Source organism: Mesorhizobium ventifaucium (assembly GCF_935822925.1).
In the GTDB taxonomy this organism is placed as follows: Bacteria; Pseudomonadota; Alphaproteobacteria; order Rhizobiales; family Rhizobiaceae; genus Mesorhizobium; species Mesorhizobium ventifaucium.
The window spans coordinates 77,125-91,216 of record NZ_CAKXZS010000001.1 but is presented as its reverse complement, the minus strand read 5'-3'; the positions used below and the strand labels follow the sequence as shown (position 1 = coordinate 91,216).

The 14,092-nt window shown below is 60.4% G+C and carries 13 protein-coding genes and 2 pseudogenes; 10 read left to right on the top strand and 5 right to left on the bottom strand.

Features of this window, described 5'->3' with window-relative positions; translation table 11 throughout:
* Nucleotides 1-807: 807 nt before the first annotated feature.
* Nucleotides 808-1,398 carry an SOS response-associated peptidase gene (locus tag NMG70_RS00415; RefSeq protein WP_254022734.1) on the top strand — a complete coding sequence of 197 codons (591 nt, stop codon included), beginning with the start codon at nucleotides 808-810 and terminating at the stop codon, nucleotides 1,396-1,398.
* 28 nt (nucleotides 1,399-1,426) lie between these two features.
* Here the strand turns inward: NMG70_RS00415 and ligD are convergent, their stop codons facing one another.
* Together ligD and NMG70_RS32575 are read right to left on the bottom strand one after the other, a co-directional pair.
* Nucleotides 1,427-2,419: a non-homologous end-joining DNA ligase gene (gene ligD, locus NMG70_RS00410; protein WP_254022733.1), complete on the bottom strand. Its 993-nt coding sequence runs from the start codon at nucleotides 2,417-2,419 to the stop codon at nucleotides 1,427-1,429.
* Between the two features lie 550 nt (nucleotides 2,420-2,969).
* Nucleotides 2,970-3,572 carry a cold-shock protein gene (locus NMG70_RS32575; protein ID WP_077379102.1) on the bottom strand — a complete coding sequence of 201 codons (603 nt, stop codon included), beginning with the start codon at nucleotides 3,570-3,572 and terminating at the stop codon, nucleotides 2,970-2,972.
* A gap of 150 nt (nucleotides 3,573-3,722) precedes the next feature.
* On the opposite strand from NMG70_RS32575, the gene msrA reads away from it, so the two are divergent.
* From msrA to NMG70_RS00375, 5 genes are all read left to right on the top strand, one after another.
* A complete protein-coding gene (gene msrA / locus NMG70_RS00395) occupies nucleotides 3,723-4,241 on the top strand; it encodes a peptide-methionine (S)-S-oxide reductase MsrA (protein WP_254022835.1) in 519 nt (172 codons plus the stop codon).
* Between the two features lie 543 nt (nucleotides 4,242-4,784).
* The gene (locus NMG70_RS00390; RefSeq protein WP_244554968.1) at nucleotides 4,785-5,093 is read left to right on the top strand and encodes a recombinase family protein; all 309 of its coding nucleotides are present in this window, start codon (nucleotides 4,785-4,787) and stop codon (nucleotides 5,091-5,093) included.
* Nucleotides 5,094-5,426: 333 nt separating this feature from the next.
* Nucleotides 5,427-5,633 (top strand): hypothetical protein, encoded by a 207-nt coding sequence (locus NMG70_RS00385; protein ID WP_254022732.1) that lies wholly within the window; start codon nucleotides 5,427-5,429, stop codon nucleotides 5,631-5,633.
* Nucleotides 5,582-6,091, top strand: coding sequence for a DUF6088 family protein (locus tag NMG70_RS00380; protein WP_367185474.1), 510 nt, complete (start codon nucleotides 5,582-5,584; stop codon nucleotides 6,089-6,091). The genes NMG70_RS00385 and NMG70_RS00380 overlap by 52 nt, the downstream gene beginning before the upstream one ends.
* Nucleotides 6,088-7,119, top strand: coding sequence for a nucleotidyl transferase AbiEii/AbiGii toxin family protein (locus NMG70_RS00375; RefSeq protein WP_254022731.1), 1,032 nt, complete (start codon nucleotides 6,088-6,090; stop codon nucleotides 7,117-7,119). Before NMG70_RS00380 ends, NMG70_RS00375 begins: the two co-directional genes overlap by 4 nt.
* A gap of 340 nt (nucleotides 7,120-7,459) precedes the next feature.
* Here NMG70_RS00375 and NMG70_RS00370 read toward each other — a convergent pair.
* From NMG70_RS00370 to NMG70_RS00360, 3 genes and pseudogenes are all read right to left on the bottom strand, one after another.
* Nucleotides 7,460-7,863: pseudogene (locus NMG70_RS00370) on the bottom strand (IS6 family transposase); the annotation flags it as partial.
* Between the two features lie 407 nt (nucleotides 7,864-8,270).
* The gene (gene pmtA, locus NMG70_RS00365; RefSeq protein ID WP_077378791.1) at nucleotides 8,271-8,864 is read right to left on the bottom strand and encodes a phospholipid N-methyltransferase PmtA; all 594 of its coding nucleotides are present in this window, start codon (nucleotides 8,862-8,864) and stop codon (nucleotides 8,271-8,273) included.
* Between the two features lie 153 nt (nucleotides 8,865-9,017).
* Nucleotides 9,018-9,125, bottom strand: a pseudogene (locus NMG70_RS00360) (ABC transporter ATP-binding protein); the annotation flags it as partial.
* Between the two features lie 806 nt (nucleotides 9,126-9,931).
* On the opposite strand from NMG70_RS00360, the gene NMG70_RS00355 reads away from it, so the two are divergent.
* Genes NMG70_RS00355 through NMG70_RS00340 form a run of 4 tightly spaced genes read left to right on the top strand, consistent with a single transcriptional unit; the run spans nucleotide 9,932 to nucleotide 14,013 of the window.
* Nucleotides 9,932-10,984, top strand: a complete 1,053-nt coding sequence (locus NMG70_RS00355) for an ABC transporter substrate-binding protein (protein ID WP_254022833.1) — start codon at nucleotides 9,932-9,934, stop codon at nucleotides 10,982-10,984.
* A 31-nt stretch (nucleotides 10,985-11,015) separates the two neighbouring features.
* A complete protein-coding gene (locus tag NMG70_RS00350; RefSeq protein WP_077378786.1) occupies nucleotides 11,016-11,894 on the top strand; it encodes an ABC transporter permease in 879 nt (292 codons plus the stop codon).
* A complete protein-coding gene (locus NMG70_RS00345; RefSeq protein ID WP_077378783.1) occupies nucleotides 11,870-12,616 on the top strand; it encodes an ABC transporter ATP-binding protein in 747 nt (248 codons plus the stop codon). Before NMG70_RS00350 ends, NMG70_RS00345 begins: the two co-directional genes overlap by 25 nt.
* A 50-nt stretch (nucleotides 12,617-12,666) precedes the next feature.
* Nucleotides 12,667-14,013 carry an LLM class flavin-dependent oxidoreductase gene (locus tag NMG70_RS00340; protein WP_254022730.1) on the top strand — a complete coding sequence of 449 codons (1,347 nt, stop codon included), beginning with the start codon at nucleotides 12,667-12,669 and terminating at the stop codon, nucleotides 14,011-14,013.
* Nucleotides 14,014-14,092 lie beyond the last annotated feature (79 nt).

Genomic DNA, 14,092 nt, shown 5'->3' with positions numbered 1-14,092 from the left:
CGGTTCCGTGCAACGTTTGCGGATCATCCGTTGCACTAATCGTGCCAAAGGAATAAAGCTTTCAATGACCTGAATGGTAAGCTGCCGTCCATGTCCGACCCCCGACATTTGGTTGTAGACTCGACACCCTCGTCCTCGCTAGCGACGAAGCCCGCTGCCGAACGGCCGTCGCTGGCCATTAATTGTGAGAGTGCGTGCTATCGTTTCTGTTAAGCATGCTGTGTTGCGCGAGGGCGAGGGCGCGAGGAATGCCCGGAGTTCCCCTGGCCGAAAATCCGCTCGGCGCTTAGCGACAATCGTGCGCATAACCCGGCAGACTATGCCGGAGCAGTGGGTTCGAACCGAGCGGCGTCCCAAGCTCTTCACGCGGCGGGCTCGCTGCTGTTACCGTGCTGTATCTGGGTCGTGTGCGTGACCGACTGCTACCGGTGAAAGCCTTTCCTGGCAGTTGCAAACGTCTGCGTCTGCGGCACCTAGCCGTTAACGCCGAAGACCAGGGATCTGATGCATTTCCTTGCTGGCGTTCGCCGATCGGGAAGTGGAGCGACCGATCTGCGAACATCTGAATTATTATCGCCGCTGGATAGGCGCCGGGCGGTCAGGAACTGCTCAGCCCGTTCCACACTGCCTTTTATGCGATTTTTGAGGCACAAACCAGAACACTGCGGCGCAGGGGTATTGATTTCCAATCGCCACTTAGTCGGCTGGGCATGTTCCGAAATGAGCGCATTGGGGCCGATAGGGGACCGGCAGGTTACGGTTCGATCGCGGTGCAATGCGATCGGACGGAGGACAGACGGAGGACCGATGTGCAATGATTATCGATTGACGGTGGATGTCGCTTCGATCGTGGAGGACTTTGCCGACCTGAAGATCAAGATCCGCTTCGGAGAAGGAGCGCCGAACCTCCAGGCGCGCGAGGACATCAAGATCACGGACGTGGCGCCGATCATCAGGACTATCGAGGGCGTCCGAGGCGAAGGCGACATGGTGCAACGGCGCTGGAGCTGGCCCGGACCGAACAAGCGGCCCGTCTATAATTTCCGTTCGGAGGGCCGGGAGTTCTCTTCTAACCGGTGCCTCATCGTCGCGGACGGCTTCTACGAGTTCACCGATCCGATAGATCCCAAGAAGAAGCGAAAAGACAAGTGGCTCTTCACAAAGAATGACGAGCCGATCTTCTGCATTGCTGGAATCTGGCGTGACACGCCGGAGGTCGGCGAAGCCTTCACCATGCTGACGATGGAGCCTGGGCCCGATATCGCGCCCTATCACGACAGGCAGATTGTTATCCTCGATCGCGGCGCGTGGGCGGATTGGCTCGACCCTTCGGTGTCGGCGAAGTCGCTGATCAAGGCCCTTCCCCCCGGCACATTGCAGGTAGAGCAAGTCGGGTGACTTGAAACGAAACGGCGCCCGATGTCGATCAGGGATGGGGCGGGGAGCGCACCACCTGCCGGGCTGGCTTGTCCTGACGCTCGCCTTGGTACGAGACCTGGCGCAGGAGATTGTCTTCCGTCCAGGTGAGATAGGTGACCTCGACCACCACTTCAGGCCTGACCCAATGCACCCGCGACAGTTCAAGCGGCGAGCCGAACCGGCTCTCGCGCGGCGGCGGAACGTCGAGGGGCATTCGAGCTGTCTGAAGCGGCCCAAGCCGGCGAGCCAATCGCTTGAGCTCTGCAACCGTGATGCCCGTGCCGGCGCGGCCCGCATATAACAGACGACCATCATCGGTGTAGTAGCCGAGAAGCAGCGAGCCGATGTGCGACCGGCTTCCAGTCGGATCGGTCCAGCCGACGACGATGAATTCCTCTCTGTTGAGACACTTTGACTTGACCCACAGGCCGCGATTGCCGGATGCATAGGCGCTGTCGATCCGCTTTGAGATTGCGCCCTCGAGTGCAAGCCGGCAGGCGTGCTTGCGGAACGCAGGCCCGTTGCCGATCACGTGATCGCTGAAGCGCAGGCCAGGCATGTCGGTCGAAAACAGGCCTTCCAGTCGCGCCTTGCGGTCGATGAGCGGCAGCTTCGCAAAGCTTTCTCCGTTCAGGAACAGAAGATCGAAAGCAAAGAAGGCAAGATCGCCCGTGCGGCCCTCGTCCATAGCGGCCTGCAGGCGGCTGAAGGAGGTGACGCCGTCTGCCCGGACGGCGCACAGCTCCCCGTCGACATATGCCTCTTTCACCGGCAGCGCGCGGAGGGCCGCTATCGTCGCTTGATAGCGATGCGACCAATCGAGGCCGGTGCGGGTGAGCAAGCGGATGTCGCTGCCGTCGATTCGCGCGTGCATGCGGTATCCGTCGTACTTGATTTCGTGAAGCCAATCGGGGCCGTTGGGCGCTTCGTCGACCAGGCGCGTCAGCTGAGGCTCGATCCATTTCGGCGGATGCGTTCTATTCGGCTTTGCCGGATTCACCGTCTTCCGCGCCAATTGAGATGAAGCGTCGTCATGCGGGCCAGACTACCACATGATGACGGTATATCAGCTGCAGCTTTTATCGGAATCGCGGGTCTTCACCTTGATGCTGTCGATATGCTCGTAGGGATCTTATCCCGAGCCGGCAACTATGCCGACTAAGCTGCCTAAACCACGGGACTTTCGATAAGAACGGCCGCGCTCGCTCGGCATAGTATTCTGCCCTCCTTACAACAATGCAAAGGAGGGCAAAATAAAGCCGCCATCTATTGCAACGATTTGGTGGGTGGCTCTTTCGAGACAATGTCGATGCTTGCACCCAGGTAATGCCTTCGCGCATGCGATATGAAATTTGTGCATTGCAATATCTGCGGCGATCGATATGATCCTGTTGCCGGCCATCTACTCCTCCCAGATGCGATGCCGGCGCTGAATGCGGTGCACCTCCTCCCGCGCTGCATTTCAAATCGAGCCCACTGCCACCTCCTCCCGGCAGTGGGCTTTTTCTTTGTATGAGCGCCAATTTGGCCCTTGGCCAACGTATTGGCTTCTAGGCGAGGCGAATGCTCCGGACCTCCAGGCCTTTCTTGCCCTGCCCGCATTCGACAAACACTTTCTGTCCCTCCACCAGCACGCTGAGCCCTGAGCGGGTCAGCGCGGTGGCATGAACGAAGACGTCCTTCTCACCGTTTTCGGGAGAAATGAAGCCGAAGCCCTTTTCGGGATTGTACCATTTGACCGTGCCCTCGCTCTCCAGCTGCGCACCACCCATCCCGGCGATGGACCCCCCAGCAAGGCGCGCATCTGCCGGCGTTTTCGCGATCTGATCGCTGATCTCCAGCACGTGCACGACCTGACGACCTCTTGGACTTTGTTCAACCGCGACTTTGAGACGTGTTCCCTCGGAAACAGCGCGGCTTCCGGCAGCCTCCAACACTCGGATGTGCAGATAAGCTTCCGTGCCGTCCGACAGTTTGACGAAGCCAAAACCCTTGCTGGCATTGAACCACAATATCTCGGCGTCGACAGGGTCTGCGGCCACAATCGCTGGCCGGTGAAAGTAGCTTGGCTCAGAAGCTCGTTCTGAAAAGGAAACGGGGTCATCGTCATGGCGATGCCGGCGTGGTTCGCGATAGTCTCGATATTTGCCCATGATCGTCTCGACTGACGTGGAGCGCACACTGCGCTGGCGTCAGGGTAATCTCCATCGGGCGACGCGTTGGTGTCAAATGGCCTGCGCCTGAAAAAAGATGGCAACAATGCCTATATTGGCGATGAACCCAAATTCAGGAGGTCAGAGACCATGACGACCGAACGCGCTGTGCTTGCAGGCGGCTGCTTCTGGGGTATGCAGGATCTGATCCGCCGCTACCCCGGCGTGATTTCCACCCGCGTCGGCTACACCGGCGGTGAAGTGCCTAACGCTACTTATCGCAATCATGGCAGCCACGCCGAGGCGATCGAGATCGTGTTCGATCCAGACACGATCAGCTATCGCGATCTGCTGGAATTCTTCTTTCAGATCCATGATCCAACGACGCGCAACCGCCAGGGCAACGATGTCGGCGCGAGCTACCGCTCGGCGATCTTCTATAAAGACGACGAGCAAAAGCGCGTTGCGGAAGACACCATCGCCGATGTCGAAACATCCGGGCTTTGGCCCGGTAAGTTCGTGACCGAGGTGGTGCCGGTCAGCGATTTCTGGGAGGCCGAGCCGGAGCATCAGGACTACCTCGAGCGCTATCCCAATGGCTACACCTGTCATTTCCCAAGACCAAACTGGAAGCTTCCGAAGCGAGAGGAAATTCGCCGCGCGGGGTAGGCCGCCGCACTTTACAACTCCTTCTCGGCCAAGTCGCGGAATTGGCCTTTACGTTCATAATAACTGCCGTGGTCGGTTTCCTCTTCTGACCCTTGAACCGTCTTTAACTCCGCGCGAATAGAAGCGCCTGGCGGAAAGCATAGGGAGGCACACACGTGGGCAAGCCCGACCCGAGAGACGAAGGCATAGACGCATTACTGCCTAAAGCTGCCCCGATCGGCCTGCCCTTATCCCCTATTGACCAAAAAGCGACGCTCTTGGCTGCAAGGTTGGGACGAATCCAAAGCGATTGATGAAGAGCAGCGGGAGGCATGGTCGTTTCTGCGATCCATCCTGCGAAGCCCAAATTAGCGCCCGGCACGGCGAACGTGCCGACCAACTAAGCAACTTCGCGCATGCCCTCGTAATTCCTTGCTGGTTGGCGGCGCGGCCTTTCCGTTCATAATAACTGCCGTGCTCGGTTTCCAAGGTCGATAGACTGGCACAGCGGCGCACCTCCGCCAGATCGTCAAGGACCTCGATAAGAAGGGTGTCGGGTTCAAGGTGCAGGACGATGCCTCGCTTGATACGACCACCCGGACGGGGAAGCTCGTGTTTAGCATCCTTTGGATTGCCGAGTTTGAGACGGCTCTCAGGAAGGAACGGCACATGGAAGGGATCGCCAAGGCCAAAGCCAAGGCGGAAGCCAAGGGCGAGCCGTGGAAGACCGGCAGGCCCGTGGTGCTGGACCATGATCTGATCAGGCCGAGCGGCTGTCCGTTAGGCAGGTTGCCAAGGTGGCCGGATGTTCACCTTCGGCGGTCCAGAAGGTTCTCGCTGCGCCGGCGTGAGGGCCATTACCCACACCACTAGGACCACGGCGGGGGTTCATTAGCGAGCGCTGATAGGTGCGCCAGTCGCCGTGTCGTCCTCGCCACCGATGCGGCAGCGCAACGGCTGGCCTGCGCGTCGGCATGCCGGCGAGCAAGGCGCAGGCGCTCGGCCTCATCGACATACGTGCTGTATTGCGCTGGATCGTCGAGAGACACCTACAGCATCCGCGCCCGGGGGTAACTCGTCTGGCGCCGCCAGCGGCGAAATGGCGGCGCGCCTCAGCGCGGGCGCGACCGCGGATTGTCCGAAAATTGTAGCATATTTCGGACTCAAACCTTGCCTTTTGTCCGAAACTTGTCGCATATTTCGGACATGTCCATTGTTGAGCCCAATGCCGATCTTCGCTCGCGCCTGCTTGCCCGCATTGAGTCCAAACCCGACGAGGTCTGGACCCCCGGCGACTTCGCCGATCTCGGCGCGCGCGCCGCCGTGGACAAAACCCTGCAGCGCCTGGCCGCCGCCGGGAGCTGCGCCGGATCGACCGAGGCCTCTATGACCGGCCGCGCACGAACAACCTGACTGGCCGCGCCACCGTGCCGGATTATCGCGCTGTGATCCGCGCCGTCACGCGCCGCGATCGGGCGCGCGCCGTCATCGATGGTATGACGGCCGCCAACGACCTCGGCCTGACGACCGCCGTCCCCGCCCGAATAGAAGTGCTGGTCGATGCGCGGTTGAAGCCAATCAAGCTCGGCACGCAGGAAATCCACTTCAAATACGCTGCCCCTAGCCGCCTCTATTGGGCGGATCGGCCGGGGATGCGGGTCGTCCAGGCCCTGCATTGGATGCAGGACATGCTGACCCAGAAGGGCGAACGGAAGCGTATCCAGGCGACGTTGCGCCGCCTTTTTGCCGACCCCAAGCACGGCGAGGCCATTCGCGAGGATCTGCGCGCCGGTCTCTCCGCCGTGCCGATCTGGATGCAGGAGTTCCTCCGCGAAATTCTGAGGGCGGACCCGCAGGAGGCGAAGCCATGAGTACCGATGCTTACCGCCAGATCATCGCGGCATCCCCACGTGACCGGCTCGACCTGTTCCTCGCCACGGCCAATCGGATCGGAGCTCCGGTAGGCAATGTCGAAAAGGATTTCTGGGTCTGCTGGACTCTCAATTCGCTCTACCACGAACGGCCTGAGGGGGAGCCACGGCTGCTTTTCAAGGGCGGGACGTCGCTATCAAAAGGCTATGGCCTCATCCAGCGTTTTTCCGTTACCGTGTTCCGCGACGATCTCGACGAGGCTGCCTCCGTCGAAGAGCTTGAGGGACTGTCGAACAAGAAGCGTCGCGCCAAGCTCGACGCCATCCGAGACGCCTGCCGTGCGTATATCACAGGGCCGCTGAGAGACTTCCTCACCGCTCAACTAGCGGACGGTACCAACGGGGTCGGCCGCGTGGAAGTCGATGAAGCCGATCCTGATGGGCAGACGCTGCTGCTCTGGTACCCCGAGGTGGAGCCGCGTGACAGCGCCTATGTGCGACCGGCCATACGCCTCGAGTCCGGGGCGAAATCGGCGCTCGATCCCAATCACCCCATCACGATCACCCCCTATATTGCGGAAGAAGCGGCAGGCATTGATCTCACCGTCGCCGACGTGACCACGATCGAGGCGACCCGCACCTTCTGGGACAAGGTGGTGATCGCCCACGGATTGCGCCGCTGGCACGAGCGGCGCGGCGAACTGCGGCAGGAAGGCCAGCGGGTGTCTCGGCACTATTACGACCTGCACTGTCTTCTCGGATCCGAGACCGGAAAGGCCGCGCTCGGCGATCTCGATCTTGGCGCCGATTGTGTCCGGCACGCACGAATGTTTTTCGACCGTCCCGACTATGACCTCGCCTCAGCAGTCCCGGGCAGCTTCGCGATCGCGCCCGCTCCAAAGATGGTGGACGCGCTCACGCGCGACTATGCCAATACCGCGGCCATGATCTTCGGCACTCCGCCGAGTTTCGATGACATTCTGGAATCAGCACGGCAGATTGAGCAGGACATCAACACCCATTCCTAGTCGCCTGGCCACGTCGCCGGGGCATCATCAATCCGTTGTCGAGCAAATGGTCTGCTACTTCAAACCCGAGAACATCGAAAAACTTCACGCTGGCCGAGAGGCGACGATCGCGGCAGCGGCTGTTGGGTTTCGGGCCGCTGCTCGTCCGCCGATCGTTGAACCAGCTCGCGCGTGCCGTCCACCACGAAGACGCCGCAATCAACACCGTTGTCCTGCTGTGTCGGACTGTACTTAAACGTAAGAAGGCCGCCCTGGCCTCGTTCCCGCTATGCGCCGGCAAGGCCGCCAACGTCATGCGCAACTGCGCGCCCCAGGCCGACGCCATCTTGCGCGGCGCGAACTGCTCGATCCGATTGTTGAGGTATTTGCTCTTGCGGATGCGGATCGGCTTCAGCGCTCGTCGCGATCGATTCCGCAGACGGTGTTCGGCGTCGCAGGAAATGATCGCCTCATGATTGGTCGGGCTGCCGTCGATGACGATGCGATCCGGTCTGCCGTGGCGCTCCAGGGCCTTCCGGAAGAAGCGCTTGGCTGCCGGCAGGTCGCGGTGTTCGCTGAAGAAGAACTCGGACCATGTCGCCGACGCGGTCGACGGCACGATAGATCCATTGGCAGCGTACCTTGATGTATGTCTCGTCCATGTGCCACTTGCCGGTGAGGGCGCGCGCTTGCGCCCGTTGAAGCGCTCCCGAAGCTGGGCGAGAAGTGAACGACCCAGCGGTGCACTGTCGGGTGCTGGCAGGAAGTCCGATGCGCGGGCGTGGATGGATCAAGGCGTTGCGTCAGGACGAGGCTCGGCAGGTGCGTGCGCGCATTGCGGAACTGGAGCGCGACCTCATAGCGCCCACACCTCAAGGACGCCATCGACGTTTCGAAGCCGGACATGAACTTCGCTGCGAAGTTCCGCCTGGCGCGTCTCGAGGAATGCATCTCCGAAATACCGGAGAAACATAGGCGTTAGCGGAAGCTTCGCCGCTCTCAATGCTTGTAGCCGAACATCATCTCTCTGCTGCGATCACATCGATCCTCAGAAAATGCGGAATGGAAGGCGGTCCAGCTAGGGCGCGAATGGCTGGCCCTAGCACCAAGTTCAGTCGGCTTTGCAGTCCTGTACAAGGATTCCGAAGCCACCTGCGCTCGCGTCCCTGTGGTCACACTGCTCGTCGATAGGTCCAGAGTTGTGCGGGGGGAACATTGAGAACGACGAAATCATAGTGAGAAACGATGTACCGGTCGGGCATTTTGAGCACCGGTGACAGAAGACCGTAGGTGATTTGGATCACAGGTCGCCCGGCGGGGATTCGTGCGAGCAAATCCTCGAGCAGTGTGAGGCGCTGTTGCATCGGAAAGCTCAACATCGGCACTGCGCTTATGACACAATCGAACTTTTCCCGGCGCTCCCCCAGAATTTCTTCCAAGGCAAACGCATTGCCCAAGCGGAAATCCACTCCCGGAAAGCGTCGCACCAGGCCGTCATAGAAATCCTTGGAATATTCGACCGAAGTCAGCCGATGCGGTTTGATGCCTCTTTCCAGGATGGCCCTGGTGATGACACCAGTCCCGGCACCAATCTCCAAAACCGGCAATCCAGAATGCGGGTTGACCACACTGGCCATGCGGCGCGCCGCATGGATCGACGTGGGCATGAGTGCGCCCACACCTTTCTTATCCTTCTGCCAACATTTGAAGAATTGCACTTCTTCCTCAAGTTTCTTGCCAAGTCGCTCTTTCAATCGAAAGACCATATCTGCTCCCTTCTCCCGATCCGAGTCGGAGCGACTTTTTGTCGAAGTTTCGCTATATAAACAAGCCTGACTCACAGGGATGAATGCCGCGCTGGAGGCGCGAAACGCCCGCGCCGGCTGACACGCCTTTCCATGATGACGTTTTCTCGCTCAGATGCGCGCCAGGTCTTCCTGTATGGAAATCTTGGTCATGGCCTCGAGAGCCCCTCGCGGCTCGTCGAGCAGCCGTATCTCGGGCTGCACTATCAGCGCCCGCGGGACCCACGCAGGTTCTCATCTGCTGCGCGCTTCGCCAAGCGCACAGCAGACAGCGAGGCCGCTACGGCCGCGAAAAACCCGCGACGGCGGCTCGATTCCGGGACCGGTCCGCCATTTTTGGCAGGTGATCCGTGCAAGTGCGTGGCGTGGATCACCCCAGCTATCTCGTGGCCGTCCCATTGCCAACGTCCTCTTTTCAACCGGCCGAGCCTCCCAGTCGCCGGATCAATGATGACGATCCCCTCTGAATAGTTTTTTGAAGAGCCTGACGGTCTACGCCGTCTTACTGTGCCGCGCAGGCGGCAAAGTGCTATGACTCTACCGTGCATTGGCCTTGGAAAATACGACGGCTGGACCACAATAATGAGGTTTAGGCTGAAGACTTTTCAGAAAAACCCCCAAAAAGGAAACAGCAGCTCTTCCGGTCCTTACGAGCCCGGCCGTTCCTATCGGCCGGTAATCATCGCAGGCCATAGTGCCTGTCCTTCCACGACCGGAGCCGAAGCGATTTTTCTGCTAGCAGCTTCACGCTGGGTCCTGTTCCAAGCCGAACTCGCTGGCAAGGCGCATAGGGCATCAGGAACCGCTTTTGGCGACGACGTGAGTTGGCGCCGGTCAGAACGGGACCTGCTCTGCAGCGCCCTAAGCCGCCTGTTGTTGGGCGGCGCGTGCTCCGAATGAGCATTCGAGGCGAACAGCGTTTCCTTTGGGTGGCAAAGAACAGCACCTGATACTTTTATAGTCTATCAAATCGCTGGACATACTAGCAGCGAAATTCGGAGCCTTCCCAAAACTGGAGCAAGACGATGGTGTTAGCTGTGGAGAGATTTTCAAGAAGGAGGTTTGATGGGTTCGTGACCGCGTTCGCGGTAGGCTTGGTCGCTTCTTTCTTCCCCCTCATTGCCCAGGCGGGTAGCCCGGACGCTGGCAAACTGCCGACCAAAATCCCGGCGGGCACTGTGCTTCGTATCGGCGATCCCGAGACGCAAAGGGCCCTGGAATTATCGGGGCTGATCGATCAACTGCCGTTTGAGGTCGAATGGGCCAATATCAGCGGCGGTCCACAGACAATCGAAGCTTTTCGCGCCAACGCATTGGACGTCGGATCCGTTGCCGACATTCCACCCATCCACGCGACCTGGACGGGGCTCAAGGTCAAGATCATTGCCGCGAAGTTCCGCAAGGAACCGGTTGCGCGCCCGATTTATCAACTCGGCATTGCACCGGGAGTCGAGGTCAAGACGCTCGCGGATTTGCGCGGCAAACGGATTGCTTTCAGCCCCGGTCAGGCACAAGGCGCGCTGGTGTTGAGGATCCTGCAGGCCGCCAGCCTGGAAAAGGAGGATGTAGATCTCATCGAACTGCCCAGCAAAGGCGATGCCTATCCGGTGGCACTTGCCGGCAAGCAAGTCGACGTCGCGCCGATCTCGGGCGTCCTCATCAAGCGCTATCTCCGCCAGTATGGCGCCGACGGCGCTGCCACCATCCCGCACGGCTTGCGCGATGATCCAGCCCATCTCTATGCCCCACAAGCCGTGCTTGACGACCCGGCCAAAGCAGCCGCTCTCGGCGAATATGTGCGCTACTGGGCGCTGGCCGCCCGTTGGGTGGAAGAGCATCCCAAGGAGTGGATCGAGGGATACTACGTCGCCACCCAGGGCCTCAACACAGAAGATGGCCAGTATCTGGTCAACGCTGATGGTCGGTTCGACATCCCCTCCGACTGGAACGACGTGATCGTGCGCCAGCAGGCGACGATCGATCTCCTGGCCAAGGAGTTGAACAAGCCCGCGATCAAGGCCGAGGACCTGTTCGACAGGCGCTTCGAGGCGATCGCCACAAACGCGCTGAACGCTTCCTGACGCCTCCTTTCCGAGACCGGAGACGACACCGATGAACGCATTCTCCAACACCGCCGCAGTTGCCCCCGCCTTTCCTGCCGCATCGGATGAAAGGTTGTTGATCCCGCCGGCCGTGGAGCCCCGCAAGACCGGGACGAGGCGACTCGCACTTGGGCGAACGATCCCGTTTGGCGCGCTGATCGGGCCCGCACTTCTTCTCGTGATCTGGTCCATCGGCAGTATCGCCGGCCTGATCGATCCAAGAACGCTGCCGGCGCCTTGGTCGGTTGTCGGCACCGCCATCGATCTCATCGCCGAAGGGAAGCTTCAGCATCATTTGATGACGTCTGCCTGGCGGGCAGCACAGGGGCTGGTGTTCGGAATCCTGATCGGGACCATCCTTGCTCTCATTTCAGGTTTGTCGCGGCTTGGTGAGGCCATCATCGACGGCCCTGTTCAGATCAAGCGGGCGATACCGACGCTCGCTCTGATCCCGCTGCTGATGCTGTGGTTCGGCATCGGCGAGGGCATGAAAGTAACGACCATCGCGCTGGCTGTCCTGATCCCGATCTATATCCAGACCCACAGCAGCTTGCGCAGCATAGACAGCCGTTATGTCGAACTGGCCCAGACCTTGCGAATGGGCTACGGCGAATTCATCCGCCAGGTCATCCTGCCCGGCGCCCTTCCAGGGTTCTTCCTTGGCCTGCGTTTTGCGGTGACCTATGCCTGGCTGTCTCTGGTGGTGGTGGAACAGGTCAATGCCACCAGCGGCATCGGCTACATGATCGATCTCGCACGCAACTACGGCCAGACCGACATCATCATCGTCGGCCTCGTCGTCTACGCATTGCTCGGTCTAGCCTCCGACGGCATCGTCCGCTTCTTCCAGGAAAGGTCCCTGTCATGGCGTCGCACCTTGGCGGATTGAGCGGCGCGCCGGTGGTGCGGGTCGAGAGCCTTGTGAGAAGTTTCGGGCCGCGAACCATCCTCGACGGCCTCAGCCTCGACATCGAGAAGGGGGAGTTCGTCGCCCTTCTCGGCCGTAGCGGGTCGGGCAAGAGTACATTGTTGCGCGCGCTCGCCGATCTCGACGACAAAGTCTCCGGCTCCGGCCGACTCGAAACACCCGACAAGAAATCGGTGGTGTTCCAGGATGCCCGGCTGTTGCCATGGAAACGAGTGCTGGAGAATGTGGTTCTTGGCCTCGACCTGCCGGAAGCCGCCGAACGCGGACGGGTAGCTCTCGATGAGGTTGGCCTGAGCGGCCGCGAGAACGCGTGGCCGGTCGAACTCTCTGGTGGCGAGCAGCAGCGGGTGGCATTGGCGCGCTCGCTGGTTCGTGATCCTGAGCTGCTGCTAGCGGACGAGCCGTTTGGCGCGCTCGACGCGCTGACCCGCCTGCGCATGCACGATCTGCTGCGCCAGCTCTGCGCCCGTCACCAGCCGGCCGTGCTGCTGGTTACCCATGATGTGGACGAAGCCGTAACGCTGGCGGACCGGGTTTTGGTGCTCGACAACGGCGCGATCGCCGCCGACATCGCGATCGATATCCCCACGCCACGCGATCACGGCGATCGCCGGTTCGGCGAGATCCGCTCCCAACTTCTGCGTCATCTCGGCGTCGAGACAAAGCCTGTGTTGCCCGTCTGAACGGCCCCCCAAGACCTGTCGCTCAGCATCACCACCCAGGAGGACGAACTATGCCCGCCGAAAAACGACAATTGAATCTCAACCTTTTCATCTATCCTGGCGGCCATCATGAAGCCGGCTGGCGCTACAAGGATTCCGCCCCTGAGAGAGTGCTGGATATCTCCTATTATCAGGAACTGGCGAAAAAGGCCGAGGCGAGCAAATTCGACGCGCTGTTCTTTGCCGATGGGCCCGCGCTTGCCGACAACATTCGCTACGCAAGCCGCTTCAGACTGGAGCCGCTGACATGGATTTCGGCTCTCGCTGCTGTGACGGAACGCATCGGCTTCATCGCCACGGCTTCGACCACCTACAACGAACCCTACAACCTGGCCCGGCTGTTTGCTTCTTTCGATCATTTGAGCGGCGGGCGCGCCGGCTGGAACATCGTCACGACGGGCGATGCGTCCGCAGCTTTGAATTTCGGCTTTGACCGACATCCAACCCACGCCGATCGTTACGAGCGCGCCGGCGAGTTCGTTGATGTGGTGACGAAGCTCTGGGACAGTTGGGAGGACGACGCGCTCGTCTCGGACAGGGAGTCCGGAATCTTTGCCGACACCGACAAGATCCACCCAATCAACCACATCGGCAAATACCATCGGGTGAAGGGACCGCTCACGCTTCCGCGCTCGCCGCAGGGGCGTCCGGTCTACGTCCAGGCAGGTTCGTCGCAAGACGGACGGTCATTCGCAAGCCGCTATGCCGAGGCGATATTCACAGCCCATCAGACACTCGGCAACGCGCAGGAATTTTACGCTGACATCAAAGCGCGCGTGAAGTCGGTTGGCCGCAACCCTGACCACGTCAAGGTCTTGCCCGGCATCAGCCCCTTCATCGGTTCCACCGAGGCGGAAGCCCGCGCGCTGCATGACGAGTTCAATGAGCTGACGCAGCCGGAATATTCTCTTCACCAGCTACGCCGCATCGTAGACGCCGACCTTTCCAGCTACGATCTGGACGGGCCATTTCCGCGTGAGCTTATCCACGTAGAGGGCGAGCGCGGTGCGAGCAGCCGCTTCCACGTCGTCCTCGACATCATCGAGCGCGAAAATCCAACCATCCGCCAGTTGCTCCACCGCCTCGCCGGGGCGCGCGGCCATTGGGTCCAGGCCGGGACGCCCGAACAGATTGCCGACAAGATCCAGGAATGGTTCGACAATGGTGCCGCGGACAGCTTCAATATCATGCCACCCTATCTGCAAGGCGGGTTCGCTATATTCGCCGAAGAGGTGGTACCGATCTTGCGCAAGCGCGGACTTTTCCGGCACGACTATGACGGGGCAACGCTGAGAGACCATTTCGGTTTGCCGCGCCCGGAAAATACGTTCAGCCGGCCGCAAAAGGCGACCGCCTGAGCTACCTTCGCATCGGGCATTCAACCTAAAAGCGTTACGCCAACACCATTATGGCTTCCTGCCGGGCCATCGTCCCAAT